This is a genomic window from Anaerovibrio sp., assembly GCF_045637405.1.
GTDB lineage: Bacteria > Bacillota > Negativicutes > Selenomonadales > Selenomonadaceae > Anaerovibrio.
The window spans coordinates 1-14,766 of sequence record NZ_JAZTZI010000096.1; the positions used below are offsets into that span (position 1 = coordinate 1).

The following is a 14,766-nucleotide window of genomic DNA, read 5'->3' on the forward strand; positions in this document are numbered from 1 at the left end:
ATTGTTGAAGGAGTACGGGGGCGAACTTCATGCTGAAATTTGAAGAATATAGTAAAAAGGATAAAGGATTCTATTTATTTTTAGCGAATAGTATTTTTAGCGAATAGTATTTTTAGCGAGTAGTATTTTTAGTGAATAATAATAGTATGATAAAATGTTGTTTGAGTGCATTATTTGGATGGTGTAGAACTTGGGCATGAATGAAAAGGATTTTTCCTGGTCCAGGCAGGCGGAGAATTTTTTGGAGGAAGGTAATTTTTCCAATATGCGGGCCTGTGGCCGGGAGCTTTTGGATGCAAATCTGAATAATCCTGAAGGCTGGGCATTGGTAGCAGAGGCTTCAGTTTATATGGAGGATTTTGATACCGCCGAAGCAGCATTGAACCAGCTGTGGCACCTTGATTCTCAGCAAAATGCCCTTAGGGCAAATCTGCGAGGCCTTTTTGCCACGGCGGCTTTTTATGGTGCCCAATTTATCTTGGATAAAGCCATGGCGGCCTATGAGCAGCTTTTTAAGAGGTTCAATGTCAGCGTAGGCAAGGGAATCTGGGGAGAAATTAGTAACAGGGTAATTGAAAGGGGCTATGCTTTTTATGCCGATACCTGTTTGCTGGCGGGTTATGCTGACAAGGCGGCTACTGCTACCTTTACGGCCAGCCGTACTGTGTCGGATATTAAGAAAAAGGCAATGTATCACAGTAAGGCCCTGTTTTTGACAAACTATAGGGACAGTGGCAGCAAGAAGCAGCTTGAGCAGCATAAACAGTTTGAACATCTTCTTAGAACGGAGGTTAAGTTTCCCCATGATAAGGAGAAGCGACGGAAAAATCATTCTCTGAGGATAGGGTATATTTCTCCGGACTTTCGTCAGCATGCGGCAGCATATTTTTTTACTCCCCTTTTAAGGGATGCTAACCGCAATGAATTTAAAATATACGCATATTCCACCGGCAGGGCTGATCATATTACCCAGCGGTTTAAAAAAATGCCTGATGTTTGGCGTGATATGCAGGGCAAGAGCAGTCGTCATGTGGCAAAGCAGATTTTTGATGACAGAATTGATATTTTGGTGGATTTGTCCGGTCACAGCCAGAATAGCTGTCTGCCTGTTTTGGGGTATCGTCCTGCTCCTGTGCAGATTTCCGGTATTGGGTATATCAATACCACCGGCCTTAGTGCTGTGGATTATTTTTTGACGGATACCACCTGTTGCCCTGATGTTGGGGATCAGCTTCGTTTTAGGGAAAAACTTCTGAAACTGGATGGGTGTCATCTGTGCTTTTCTCCTGAGATATTGCGGAGCATAAAGGCAGAGGGCTGTGATGCCCCGGTTAAAGCCAATGGCTATGTGACTTACGGCTGCTTCAACAATTTTGCCAAGGTTACCGATGATATGTTGCTGATGTGGCGCAATATCTTGGAAAGCGTTCCCTCCAAGCTGGTAATCAAGAATAAGACCTGCAGTGTGGAATCCGGCCGGAATATTATTCGGGAGCGGTTCCGCCGTATTGGAGGGAATCCGGAAAAGCTGGAGCTGCGGCCTTTTAGCCCGGATTATCTTGCCCAGTATCGTGATATCGACATTGCTCTGGATACTTCGCCGTATTGCGGTGGCCTGACTACCTGTGATGCCCTGTATATGGGAGTACCGGTTATTTCCCTTAAAGGGCATAGCCATGGCTCCAGATATGGGGAAACTATTCTTAAGGCAGCCGGGTTACCGGAGCTTATAAGTGATGGGCAAAGGGCTTATGTCAGCAAGGCGGTGCAGCTGGGGCGACAGGCGGATAAATTGAATGAATTGCACAATGATTTGCCCAAAATGATACGAATATCGCCTCTAATGGACAATAAGACGTACATGGCGGATATGGAGAATAAATTTAAGCAAATTTGGGATTGCTATTGTAAAGTTTAGCTTGCTTTTTTTCTTTTTTACATATATACTTGACGGGTAAGGATGTCTCTTTGACCACCTGAAAGTAGGTAAGTAGTAAGAGTACAGTGGGATGTCAAATCAGAATTATGGGGGATTTTTTTAATGGCTTTTGTAGACGAGACTTTAACATGTAAGGACTGTGGCAAGGAGTTCATCTTTAGCGCAGGGGAGCAGGAATTTTATGCAGAGAAGGGCTTTGAGAACAAGCCTGTACGTTGCCGTGATTGCCGCGACAAGAGACGTCGTAGCCGTGATGGCGAGGGTGCCAGAGAGCAGCGTCAGATGTTCACTGTAGTATGCGCTGAGTGCGGTAAGGAGACTGAGGTTCCATTCGAGCCAAAGAACGACCGTCCGGTATATTGCCGTGATTGCTTCCAGGCAAAGAAGAACGCTTAATTTTAACTGAATATGTTATGGCGAAGAAGCCCGGGAATGTATTTCTTCGGGCTTCTCTTGTACATAAAATGTTTAACTTTTATTCATAAGGAGGAAATTTAAACATGTCAAAGAAGATTTTAGTGCTTTGCATGGCTGCCCTGATGGCTGTTATGGCTATGGTGGCAGGTTGCGGCAGTGACAAAAAGGCTGCTGAAGGCGAGAAGGTTCTGAAGGTTGGCACCAATGCTGACTTTGCTCCATTTGAGTTCCAGGGTTCTGATCCTAGTGCCTATGAGGGCTTCGATATGGATCTCATCCGTGCTATCGGTGAGGAAATGGGCTACAAGGTTGAGATTAACAATGTAGCATTCGATGGTCTGATTCCATCTTTGGAGGCAGGCAACATTGATGTTATCATTTCCGGTATGACCATTAATGATGAGCGTAAGCAGAAGGTTCTTTTCTCCGATCCTTATTATAAATCCGGTCTTTCCATTATGGTTGCCAAGGGTGATGATTCCATCAAGGGCTTCCAGGATTTGAAGGGCAAGAAGATTGCAGTTCAGATCGGTACAACCTCTGCTACTGAGGCCAAGAAGCTGGGCAGTGCCGAGGTTAAAGAGCTGAACTCCTCTGCCGATACTTTTATTGAGCTGAATGCCAAGGGCGTGGATGCAGTTATCAATGACCGCCCTGTAAACGACAGATATATTGTTGAGTCCAAGAACGACAATGTAAAGGTGCTTTCCGAGCTTTTGACATCTGAGGATTATGGTATGGCTATCAACAAGAATAATGCTGAGCTCCAGACCAAGATCAACGAGGCTTTAAAGAAGCTGAAGGATAATGGCAAGTACGACCAGATTTACGCTAAGTGGTTTGGCAACAAGAAATAATTAAATAATTAACAGAGGCTGTTGCGTATGTGGTGCATATCATATGCGACAGCCTTTTTCTTTGATTGAATTGAGTAAGAATAATTTTTAGACCAAGTATGGAAAAATATTCATAAATACTGTATAATTATTTTATGATTTTGCAAAAACATTTTAGATTGGTCGGGTGAATTAACATGAGTTTTAATTTTGACTTGGTAATACAATCCTTCCCACTGCTTTTGCTGGGTGCTGGTATTACTATTAAGATTACGGCCCTGTCAGTGGGACTGGGTATGATTATCGGTATGTTTGTGGGAATTGCCCGCATTTCCCATGTGACTCCTCTCCGTATGCTGGCAGCAGTGTATATTGACTTTTTGCGGGGCACACCACTTTTGGTGCAGATTTTTCTGATTTATTTTGCATTGCCGTTAATGCTGGATCAGCGGGTGGATCCCTTTGTGGCAGCCATAACAGCCTGTGGTATTAACTCCGGTGCTTATGTAGCAGAAATCTTCCGTGCCGGTATTCAGGCCATTGATAAGGGACAGATGGAAGCAGGTCGTTCCCTGGGCATGACCTGGGTTCAGACCATGCGCTACATCATTGTACCTCAGGCCTTCAAGAATATTGTTCCACCTCTGGGTAACGAGTTTATTGCTTTGCTGAAGGATTCATCTCTGGTTTCCGTTATCGGCTTTGAGGAGCTCACCCGTCGCGGTCAGCTCATTATTGCCAGAACTTACGGTTCCTTGGAAATCTGGCTTAGCGTAGCCGTTATTTATTTGATAATGACCCTGGCAATTTCCCGTCTGGTGGCATATATGGAGAAGAGGTTGAAGACATCATGATAGATATTAAAGATTTGCGGAAATCCTTTGAGGAACACGAAGTATTAAAAGGAATAAATTTGCATATTAATCCACAGGAGGTTGTGGTTATTATCGGCCCATCAGGCTCCGGTAAGAGTACCCTGCTTCGGTGTATGAATATGTTGGAGGAGCCAACCTCCGGCAAGGTGGTTGTGGACGGTATCGAGCTTAATGGAGAGGCAAATATTAACAAGGCCCGGGAAGAAATCGGCATGGTTTTCCAACGCTTTAATCTGTTTCCCCACATGACGGTTTTGGAGAATATTACCCTGGCCCCAATGAAGGTCCGCAAGATTTCCAGGGAAGAGGCAGAAAAGACTGCCATGGAGTTGTTAAATCAGGTTGGCCTTGCAGATAAGGCCGGAGCTTATCCGCCACAGCTTTCCGGTGGCCAGCAGCAGCGTGTGGCCATTGCCAGAGCATTGGCCATGAAGCCTAAAGTGATGCTGTTTGATGAGCCTACCTCAGCCCTTGATCCGGAGATGGTAAAAGAGGTACTGGAGGTTATGAAGTCCTTGGCAGATAAGGGTATGACCATGGCTATTGTAACCCATGAGATGGGCTTTGCCCGGGAGGTTGGGGACAGACTCCTTTTCGTGGATGAGGGCCAGATCATCGAGCAGGGGCCTCCGAAGGAAGTCTTTGACAATCCGAAGGAAGAAAGAACTAAATTATTCTTCTCAAAGATTTTGTGAGAATTTTACAAAAATTCTCACATAACCATATAAAAAATTTAAATTTAATGGCTAAACCTATATTAATTATATAATATTGATTAGCCATTAATTTTTTTTGGTAAAAATGATATTTGAGGGTAAAATTCTTCTTACCAAAATAGTTGCGTCTGCCAACTATAGATGATATATTGAAAGAGTAAGTTTTAACGGTTTTTAACCGGGGATTTCTAGGAGGTTTCAAAAATGACAGGTAAGGTTAAGTGGTTCAGTGCTGAAAAGGGTTATGGTTTTATCGAGCGCGAGGGTGGCGACGATATCTTTGTACATTTTTCTGCTATTGTAGATGAAGGCTTCAAGACTCTCAGCGAGGGTCAGGCTGTGGAATTCGAGATCGTTGAAGGTGCTCGTGGTCCTCAGGCAGCCAACGTTGTTAAGCAGGCCTAATTCTTATATACTGCAAATTACAAGGTGTTCTGGAAGTGATTCCGGGACACCTTTTAAAGTGGAAAAAATACAGTAAATTTAATTTTGAAATTAAATAAAAGGATTTTGCCTTATAATGGCGAATAGTATAATCATAGAAAATGGAAAGGGGATGTTAGTATGACAACATTCACTATCAGAGGTAAAAATGTAGAGATTACCCCAGCCCTGAGAGATTATGTGGAAAAGAGAATCGGCAAGATTACCAGATACTTCGATTCGGTTGGTGAAATTTCTGTATTGCTCAGCGTCTTAAAGGACCGTCATCTCGTTGAGGTTACTGTTCCTGTCCAGGGCGTACTCCTCCGGGGCGAGGAAGCCTCCCATGACATGTATGCCTCTATTGATTTGGTTATTGAAAAGCTGGAGCGCCAGATACATAAGCATAAGACCAAGATGCAGCGCCGTTTCCGTGATGGCACTCTTTTGGATGAAGCATTCGCTGCAAATGCTGCGCAGGCCCGTGTAGAGGATGAGGAGGACGATTATCCAATCGTTAAGCGCAAGAAGTTTATTGTAAAGCCTATGGACGTACAAGAGGCTATTATGCAGATGAACCTTCTGAACCATGACTTCTTTGTATTCCGTGACGCTGATACTGAGGAAGTTAATGTAGTTTATCGCCGCTCCGATGGTAAGTATGGCTTAATCGAGTCCGATAACAGATAAATAAGATATTTGCCGGTTGTAGGATCGGTAAAATAAGTAGGGACCGTTGCTCGTAGGTCTTGCGGGCAGCGGTCTTTTTCTTTTGACTTCTATATAATAGTTTGTTAAACTGTTAAGAGGTGTTTCTGTACACATATCCAATTTGTTAGGAGTGAGTTTTGTTGTTAGGTATCTTTAAAAGATTTTTAGGCGACAATAATGAAAAAGAAATAAAGCGCATGAGAGCAATCGTCGATCAGATTAATTCTTATGAAGAAGAATTGACCGAGCTTAGCGACTCCTCCCTTGTTAAAAATACAGAGATATTTAAGGAACGTCTTGCCAATGGCGAGACCCTGGATGATATTCTTCCTGAGGCATTTGCCGTAGTTCGTGAAGCTTCCCGTCGTGTACTGGGCATGAGACATTTTGATGTTCAGATGATTGGTGGTATCTGTCTGCACGATGGCAAGATCGCAGAGATGCGTACCGGTGAAGGTAAGACCCTGGTGGCAACCTTGCCGGTATATCTGAATGCACTGACTGGTAAGGGCGTTCACATGGTTACCGTCAACGACTATCTGGCAAAGCGTGATAGTGAGTGGATGGGACGTCTCTATAACTTCCTGGGGCTCAGTGTAGGTCTTATCAAGCATGATATGGACTTCCCTGAGCGTAAATTCGCATATAGCTGTGATATCACCTTTGGTACCAATAACGAGTATGGTTTCGATTACCTCCGTGATAACATGGTTGTGGATATTAATCAGATGGTACAGCGTGAGCTGAACTTTGCCATCGTGGATGAGGTGGACAGTATCCTTATCGATGAGGCCAGAACTCCGCTGATTATTTCCGGTGCCGGTACCAAGTCTACTGATATGTATACCCGTATGGCCAAGGCTGTTGAAATCCTGAAGGCCGGTGAGGACTATACTGTTGATGAAAAGCAGAAGACTGTTGCTCCATCTGAGGGAGCTGTTTCCAAGGTAGAAAAGTTCCTGGGCGTAAAGAATATGTACGATTCCGAGAACATTGAAATGTCCCACTGCTTTACCGCTGCTCTCCGTGCCAAGGCTCTTATGAAGCGTGACCGTGATTATGTGGTTAAGGATGACGAAATCGTTATCGTTGACGAATTTACCGGCCGTCTTATGGAGGGCCGTCGTTATTCCGATGGTCTGCATCAGGCTATTGAGGCCAAGGAAGGCCTGGAGGTTCGCCGCCAGTCCCAGACTTTGGCTTCCATCACCTTCCAGAACTACTTCCGTATGTACAAGAAGCTGGGTGGTATGACTGGTACTGCCAAGACTGAGGAAGACGAGTTTATCAAGATTTATAATCTGCCAGTAGTGGTGGTTCCTACCAATATGCCGGTTAAGCGTACCGACTTCCCTGATGTTATTTATAAGACCCGTCGTGCCAAGCTGAAGGCTGTGGCCAATGATGTGGAGAAGATTCATGCTACTGGTCAGCCGATTCTGATTGGTACCACTTCTATTGCCCAGTCCGAGGAAATCAGTGCTATTCTCCGTAAGCGTGGCATTTCCCACAATGTATTGAACGCCAAGTTCCATGAGAAGGAAGCAGAAATCATTGCTGACGCTGGTCAGAAGAATGCGGTTACCATTGCCACCAACATGGCTGGTCGTGGTACTGATATTAAGCTGGGTGATGGTGTGCCGGAGCTGGGTGGCCTCTTTATTGTAGGTACTGAGCGTCATGAGTCCCGTCGTATCGATAACCAGCTCCGCGGTCGTGCCGGCCGTCAGGGTGACCCTGGTAATTCCAGATTTTATCTGTCTTTGGAGGATGACCTTCTCCGCCTCTTCGGTGCCAAGAACATTTCCTCTATTATGGACCGTCTTGGCATGGGCGAGGATGACCCTATTGAGCACAAGATGATTACCAAGTCCATCGAGAATGCCCAGAAGAAGGTTGAGGGACGTAACTTCGATATGCGTAAGCATGTCCTTGAATATGATGATGTTATGAACCAGCAGCGCGAGGTTATTTACAAGGAGCGCAAGCAGGTGCTGAAGGGTGAGGACCTGAAGGAGCACATCATGCATATGATTGGCCAGATTATCGAGTCCGAAATGGACCAGTATGCCAATGCCAAGCTGTATCCTGAGCAGTGGACCCTTGGGGACCTTATTAAGGATGCAGAGCAGATTTATGCCCCGGCCGGCAGACTGAAGCTGGAGGAGCTGGAGGAAATGAGCCGCGATGAGGTTCAGGAAACTCTGATGAACTTGGCTACTGAGGCCTATGAGCTCCGTGAGAAGATGTTTGGCGAGACAAATATGCGTGAGCTGGAGCGTATCGTTATGCTTCGTGTCATTGATAATCATTGGATGGAGCATCTTGATGATATGGATATGCTCCGTGAGGGTATTGGCCTTCTGTCCTATGGTCAGCGCAACCCATTGGTTGAGTACAAAATCAAGGGCCATGATATGTTCCAGTCCATGATTGATGCTATTCAGACTGATATTGCTACCATGATGTATCGCGTAAACATCATAACTCCTGAACAGCAGCGTGCTATGGAGGAGCAGGCAAAGCAGCGTCTGGCCCAGGCCAAGAGCTCCCATTCCTCAGAGGATGGCGACAGGGAGCCTGCCAAAAAGCAGCCGGTTGTAAAGGGCGAAAAGATTGGCCGTAACGACCCATGCCCATGTGGCAGTGGCAAAAAGTACAAAAATTGCTGCGGTCGTGATAAATAATTGGCTATCAGCCGAAATATATGATATGATTTAATCTCCTCTGCTGCTCGTGGGTAGCGGAGGGGATTATCTTGCTTAAAGAAATAAAATTTAAATAGGATGTGAGAACATGCTGGAGGATTTGAAGCCAGGTATTGCGGCACTCCAGGAGCGACTGAACGAGATGGAAAAGGCTCTGGATGTGGCTCATAAAGAAGAAAAAATCGCAGAATTGGAATATAAGATGGGTGAGCCTACCTTTTGGGATGATCCTGAAAGCGCCCAGAAGATCAACCAGGAGCTTAACGATGTTAAGATCAGTGTTGATAAATACAAGGCCTTGGTAGCCAAGTACGATGACGTGCAGGTAATGTGGGAAATCGGCATGGATGACAAGGATGAAAGCGTGGAGGAGGATATCAAGGCCGATATGGCTGAGATTGACAAGGCATTGGAGGAGCTTCAGCTGGAGGTTATGCTTTCCGGCAAGTACGATGCCAACAACGCTATTTTGACCCTTCATGCAGGTGCCGGTGGCACTGAGGCTCAGGACTGGACCAGCATGCTCCTTAGAATGTATGGCCGCTATGCTGAGCGTCATGGCTTTACTGTGGAAACTGCTGACTTCCTTCCAGGCGATGAGGCCGGTGTTAAGTCTGTTACCCTCTTTATCAAGGGGCACAATGCTTACGGCTTCCTGAAGTCCGAAAAGGGTGTACATCGTCTGGTGCGTATTTCTCCATTTGATTCCGCAGCCCGTCGTCACACCTCCTTCTGTGCATGTGATATTATGCCGGAGCTGGATGACACCGAAGAGGTTAAGATTAATATGGATGAAGTTCGTGTTGATACCTATCGCGCCTCCGGTGCTGGTGGTCAGCACATCAATAAGACTTCCTCTGCTGTCCGTATGACCCATGAGCCTACAGGAATTGTGGTTCAGTGTCAGAATGAGCGCTCCCAGCTCCAGAACCGCGAGCAGTGTCTGAAGATGCTTCGGGCCAAGCTCTTTGAGCTGGAGGAGGAAAAGAAGGAAAAGGAAATTGCTGCCCTCGAGGGTGATCAGCAGAAGATCGAGTGGGGCAGTCAGATTCGTTCCTATGTATTCCATCCATACAACATGGTTAAGGATCATCGTACCAATGCGCAAACTGGTAATACCGGTGCAGTTATGGACGGTGAAATCGATATGTTCATTGAGGCCTTCCTTGGGGCAAAGGCCAACCATCAGATATAAATGCGCATGATGGTGTGCCAGGAGATGCATTGGGGAACGCTCTCGCTCACTAGTTTGCGTAGCGGTACTAAGTTCATCCTACGCTAAAAGCTTGGATTCACTAAGTACCAACGCAAAATACGTCCCCAACTGCATCTCCCGGTACCTCCTCAGCCGATTACTGAGTATTGGATTTTTAGGAGATAACTGTGAATAAGGCATTAAAATTTGGTATGGCCATAATCGTGGTGCTGCTGGTGTTCTGCCAGCTGATTCTGCCCTTTGTGGTGCAGGGCTCCATTGCCCGCAGTATTGAGAATGCCACCAAGGCGGATAATGTAAATGTGAAGGTTTCCAGTATGGCTGGGTTCATGCTTTTGACAGGCCACATGGACAGTATTCATATTGATGCTGATAATGCCATGGTGGGACAGGTCCGCGTTGATAAGCTGACCCTTGACGGGGAGAATGTCAACGGTGACCTTACTAAGCTGGATGCCCGGGATGGCTCTGCGGTAAGGTCCGCAGACAAGCTGGAAATGACCGGCATTATTTCCCAGGAGTCACTCCAGATGCTTTTGCAGGACAAGCTGGAAAAGGTTGATAATATTACTGCCACCATGAACAAGGAAAAGCTGTCTGCCACCGGCACCGTAAAGCTGTTGGGGCGCACGGCAGACCTTACCCTGGAAGGGACCGTATTTGAGGAAAATGGTGGTGTATATTTTCACATGACCCATTTGGACATTAAAAATGCCGTATTCGGTAAAGCTGTGGTGGGCAATTTCTTTGGGGATATTCTCCTCTTTGATTTGCAGAAAATGCCTGTACGGGCCGAAGTGGATGATGTGGAGATGCAGGATGGTCGGGTTATTATTAAGGCCAGCCGTCATACCAATGGTAAATAAGGAGTTAAATTGCGATGAAGCAGTTTGCGTATAATAAATTATTAATAGTGCTGATAGTTATCGGTCTTTTTGCTTCACTGTTCATAAACATTCAGCGTCATCATGTGGAGGTTCGCAATAATTCCATAGAGCTTATTGTGGACTACGAGGATCTGGTGGCCCTGGCTGAATGCGACGGCCTGCCTGTGGAAGAGGTTATGAAGCAGGCCAAGGAAGCTGGCATTACATCTCTTGCGGTGTATGAAACCACCTTCAAAAAACTGAATGTAAATGGCAAGACCACTGCTGTAAACGGCAGTGATATTCTTACCAGCTATTATACCGGTGCCATGACTGACCCTAATTGGCGTAAGCTGGTGGAGGACGGCACCATTAAGGGCACTGAGATTTATGTTACCGGACATCATGCTCAGACCTTCAAGGAGGTCCATGAGGATTTGGTACGTCGTCTGGGCCAGGACAGAGTTACTGCGCTTAATGTGGGTGGTTCCACTGTGCTGGCAGTAAAGGCTCAGTTCGAATCATTTGAAAAGATGGATCTGGGCATGCCTACTGATGAGATGGAAGCTGTAAATAAAGGTGGCTTCTATGTTTTGGCCCGTCCTACCAATTACAATAAGTGTACCGAAGACGATGTGGATGCCTTTTTCAAGCGTATCGACAACTTCAAGGTTTCCGGTATTGTTTTTTCCGGTTCCCAGACCTTGGGAGCTCCGGATTGCTCCGAATATACTGCCAAAAAAATGGCAGAGCGTGACCTTACTCTTGGTATGATTGAGGGAGTAACCCAGCTACAGTTCTTCCATCAGGATGGTATGCTGGATATTGCCAAGGCCAATGATTACCATTCTGCCCGCCTCTATTCCATTCCTAAGGATGAGCAGAAGAAGATGAAGATTGGCGAGTGTGTGGAACGCTGGGCTAATACAGATGCTGAGCGCAATATCCGCTATAATCTCCTTAAGATTTTTGATAAGCCGGCTCCTGGCATGACCCTGCTGGAAACTAATATGACATATTTTTCAGCTGTAAGGGATAGACTGGAGGCTCAGGGGTATACTATCGGCAAGGCGGGGGTATTTGATCACTTCTATCCGGCAGCATGGCTTCGTGCTCTGGTAATGATAGGTGTGGCTGCCGCCTGCGTATTGTATTTGTGCCTGGTTATTCCAGGGCTTAAGAAAAAGTATATTTATGGATTGCTGATTGTTGGTATTCTTGCTGCTGCTGGTCCTGTTATCATGGGCCATGGCAATAAAATCCGCGTAGTGGCGGCTCTCTTAAGTGCCAACGTGTTCCCTGTTATTGCGGTAATCTGGCAAATGGACCGCTTCCGGGCCAAGAGTGCCGATGAGAAGGCATCATTGCCAAAAATGATTGCCACTGGCGTGGTTGCCCTCTTTACTTGTGGTATCATGTCCTATGTGGGTGCCTCCTATCTTTCCGGTTCTCTTGCTGATACGGAGTACCTGTTGGAGGTTAATATCTTCCGTGGCATTAAGCTCACCTTTGTGTTGCCAATTGTTTTGGTGGCCATTGCCTTCCTGCAGCGATTCGATGTATTTGACGGCAAAATGGATGATACCGAGGGCTTTATGGACCAGTTCCGCAAGATGCTGGATATGCCTGTGAAGGTGAAATCCCTGTTGATTCTCTTTTTGGTTTTGGTTGCTGGCGTGGTCTTTGTGGCCCGTTCCGGTCACACCATGGGTATGCCAGTTTCTGCCACTGAGCTGAAATTCAGGGCATTTTTGGAGCAGGCCATGTATGCCCGTCCACGCTCCAAGGAGCTTCTCATTGGTCATCCGGCATTTATGCTGGCTGTAATGGGCTGGTTCCGTAAGTGGCCAACTATGGTTCTCTTTGCTCTGGTGCTGGTGGCTACCATCGGTCAGGGCTCTATGGTTGAGACCTTCGCTCACATGCGTTCTCCAGTATTTATGTCCTTTGCCCGTGGTATTGGTGGTATTGTACTGGGTGCCGGTGTGGGTGCTATCTGTATGATTCTTATTCAGCTCTGGAGTAAGTTCGTTGCCCCAAAGCTGAGTCATTAAAAATAAGCAAAGATAAGGAATGACAACAGACATGAGTAATGTTGTAATTTCCGGGTATTACGGTTCCAGAAATGCCGGCGATGAAGCAATGCTGGCAGCTATGGTAGAAGTATTGTCGGATTTAGATCCAAAGTTAAATATTACAGTTATTTCCGCTGATCCTGCTGACACCAGGGAACGCCATCAGGTGAATTCAATTGGTTGGCTGGATATTGGAAGCATTATAGGTGCCCTGTACAAGGCAGACCTCCTTATAAGTGGTGGTGGCAGCCTTTTGCAGAACGTTACCTCCCGTCGCAGTTTATATTATTATCTCATGATAATTGTGCTGGCAGAGATTCTTCGAACCCCTGTTATGCTGTATGCTCAGGGTATAGGCCCAATTCAGGGGCGAATGGCCCGCTGGATTATGCGAATTGTGGGTAATGGCATTAAGCAGATTACAGTTCGTGACAGGGGGTCCCTTGGTGAATTGGCCCAGATGAAGATTCGTCGCCCTGCCATTGAGTGTACCTCTGACCCGGTTCACGCCATCCATCCTGTGGATAAGAATATCGGTCGGACTATTTTGAAGGAAAACAACGCCTATGGTGCCAAGCCATTGGTGGGTATTTCTGTCCGTGAGTGGCAGGACTGGACCCATTACAAGGCGGTTATTGCCAGGGCAGCAGATCAGATTGCCCAGGAATTTGATGCCCGCATTGTTTTTTTACCAATGCAATATCCTGAGGATGTTCATTGTGCTGAAATGGTGGCATCCATGACCAGCTGTAATGCGGTTGTACTTCACAAGGAATACACAACCAAGGAGCTGCTGTCCATTGTAGGTAACATGGACCTGTTGATAGGTGTCCGTCTTCATGCCCTGATTTTTGCCGCGGTTATGGGAGTGCCGATGATAGGTGTATCCTATGACCCTAAGATTGACAGATTCCTGGAGTCTGTAGGGGAAAGTCCTGTGGGGGACCTGGAAAATGTCAAGTATGACGAGCTGGTAAGCAAGGTTCGTGCCAAGTGGAATGATAAGGCGGGCTTCAGCAAGAAAAATGAGCAGCTTTTCGCCGAGCTTCGCCGATTGGCAATGCACAATGCCGAATTGGCCATTGAACTAATTGATAAAAAGAAAAAAGAAAAAAAGCAGCAAAATTAACTATAAACACTGGAAAGTGAGTCAATCATTTTCCAGTGTTTTTTTCTATACCAAAAAATAATAAAAAAATCTATTGACATACCATAACGGTATGTTGTAATATCTAACTCAACAAAACCATAAACATACTAAACAAGTATGTTATAGATGTAATATGATGAATTGTGAGCAGGAGGTAGACAGCTATGGAAAAGGAAGAATTATTAAGACAAATAGCCGATGCTGTAGTGGAAATGGAAGAGGATACTGTGGAGGAATTGGCTCAACAATCCCTTACGGCAGGAATAGATGCTTATGAAACTATAGATTCGGGATTGGCCAAGGGGATGGAAAGGGCCGGTCAATTATTTGATGAGGAAGAATATTTTGTTCCAGAGCTGTTGATGTGCTCCGACGCCATGAATGTGGGAATCGATGTGTTGAAGCCCCACTTAAAGAGTGAAAATGTATCCAAGAAGGGCAAGGTAGTCATTGGCGTGGTTGAAGGTGATACACATGATATTGGGAAAAATCTGGTTCGCCTGATGATGGAAACCGGTGGCTTTGAGGTGCTGGACCTGGGGCGTGATATTCCTCCAGCTGAATTCGTTAGTAAAGCCGAGGAATACGGTGCAGATATCATTGGCATTGCCACCCTTATGACCACGACGATGCCTGGGATGCAGGAAGTGGTGGATATTCTTTCTCAAAAGGGCATTCGCGATAAATTCAAGGTTATTGTAGGTGGCGGTCCAATTTCTCCGGCCTTTGCCAAGAAGATTGGTGCTGACGGATATGCCAGAAATGCTGCGGATGCTGTAAAGGTAGCAGAAAGATTGCTGGGCAAAACCGATAGCTTGGCGTTAGGAGCGTGAG

Annotated in this window: 13 protein-coding genes; all 13 read left to right on the forward strand. The window is 46.0% G+C overall.

Going from position 1 to position 14,766, the window contains the following annotated elements:
- The first annotated feature begins 196 nt into the window (after positions 1-196).
- Positions 197-1,918 carry a hypothetical protein gene (locus ACKI5G_RS06900; protein ID WP_407398959.1) on the forward strand — a complete coding sequence of 574 codons (1,722 nt, stop codon included), beginning with the start codon at positions 197-199 and terminating at the stop codon, positions 1,916-1,918.
- A gap of 123 nt (positions 1,919-2,041) precedes the next feature.
- Positions 2,042-2,335: a zinc-ribbon domain containing protein gene (locus ACKI5G_RS06905; RefSeq protein ID WP_027397393.1), complete on the forward strand. Its 294-nt coding sequence runs from the start codon at positions 2,042-2,044 to the stop codon at positions 2,333-2,335.
- 104 nt (positions 2,336-2,439) lie between these two features.
- Positions 2,440-3,213: a basic amino acid ABC transporter substrate-binding protein gene (locus ACKI5G_RS06910; protein WP_407398891.1), complete on the forward strand. Its 774-nt coding sequence runs from the start codon at positions 2,440-2,442 to the stop codon at positions 3,211-3,213.
- A 176-nt stretch (positions 3,214-3,389) separates the two neighbouring features.
- The gene (locus ACKI5G_RS06915; protein ID WP_407398893.1) at positions 3,390-4,046 is read left to right on the forward strand and encodes an amino acid ABC transporter permease; all 657 of its coding nucleotides are present in this window, start codon (positions 3,390-3,392) and stop codon (positions 4,044-4,046) included.
- A complete protein-coding gene (locus ACKI5G_RS06920) occupies positions 4,043-4,762 on the forward strand; it encodes an amino acid ABC transporter ATP-binding protein (protein ID WP_407398895.1) in 720 nt (239 codons plus the stop codon). Before ACKI5G_RS06915 ends, ACKI5G_RS06920 begins: the two co-directional genes overlap by 4 nt.
- 225 nt (positions 4,763-4,987) lie before the next feature.
- Entirely contained in the window at positions 4,988-5,188 is a 201-nt protein-coding gene (locus ACKI5G_RS06925; RefSeq protein WP_407398897.1) for a cold shock domain-containing protein, read from the forward strand.
- Positions 5,189-5,347: 159 nt separating this feature from the next.
- On the forward strand, positions 5,348-5,896 hold the full coding sequence (gene hpf / locus ACKI5G_RS06930) for a ribosome hibernation-promoting factor, HPF/YfiA family (RefSeq protein ID WP_027397388.1): 549 nt from the start codon (positions 5,348-5,350) through the stop codon (positions 5,894-5,896).
- Between the two features lie 161 nt (positions 5,897-6,057).
- Positions 6,058-8,604, forward strand: a complete 2,547-nt coding sequence (gene secA / locus ACKI5G_RS06935) for a preprotein translocase subunit SecA (protein ID WP_407398899.1) — start codon at positions 6,058-6,060, stop codon at positions 8,602-8,604.
- Positions 8,605-8,713: 109 nt separating this feature from the next.
- Positions 8,714-9,820, forward strand: coding sequence for a peptide chain release factor 2 (prfB, locus tag ACKI5G_RS06940; RefSeq protein WP_407398901.1), 1,107 nt, complete (start codon positions 8,714-8,716; stop codon positions 9,818-9,820).
- A gap of 188 nt (positions 9,821-10,008) precedes the next feature.
- On the forward strand, positions 10,009-10,707 hold the full coding sequence (locus tag ACKI5G_RS06945) for an LmeA family phospholipid-binding protein (RefSeq protein ID WP_407398903.1): 699 nt from the start codon (positions 10,009-10,011) through the stop codon (positions 10,705-10,707).
- Between the two features lie 14 nt (positions 10,708-10,721).
- Entirely contained in the window at positions 10,722-12,761 is a 2,040-nt protein-coding gene (locus ACKI5G_RS06950) for a DUF5693 family protein (protein ID WP_407398905.1), read from the forward strand.
- 31 nt (positions 12,762-12,792) lie between these two features.
- Positions 12,793-13,911 (forward strand): polysaccharide pyruvyl transferase CsaB, encoded by a 1,119-nt coding sequence (csaB, locus tag ACKI5G_RS06955; RefSeq protein WP_407398907.1) that lies wholly within the window; start codon positions 12,793-12,795, stop codon positions 13,909-13,911.
- 185 nt (positions 13,912-14,096) lie between these two features.
- The gene (locus ACKI5G_RS06960) at positions 14,097-14,765 is read left to right on the forward strand and encodes a corrinoid protein (RefSeq protein ID WP_407398909.1); all 669 of its coding nucleotides are present in this window, start codon (positions 14,097-14,099) and stop codon (positions 14,763-14,765) included.
- The last annotated feature ends 1 nt before the right edge of the window (position 14,766 follow it).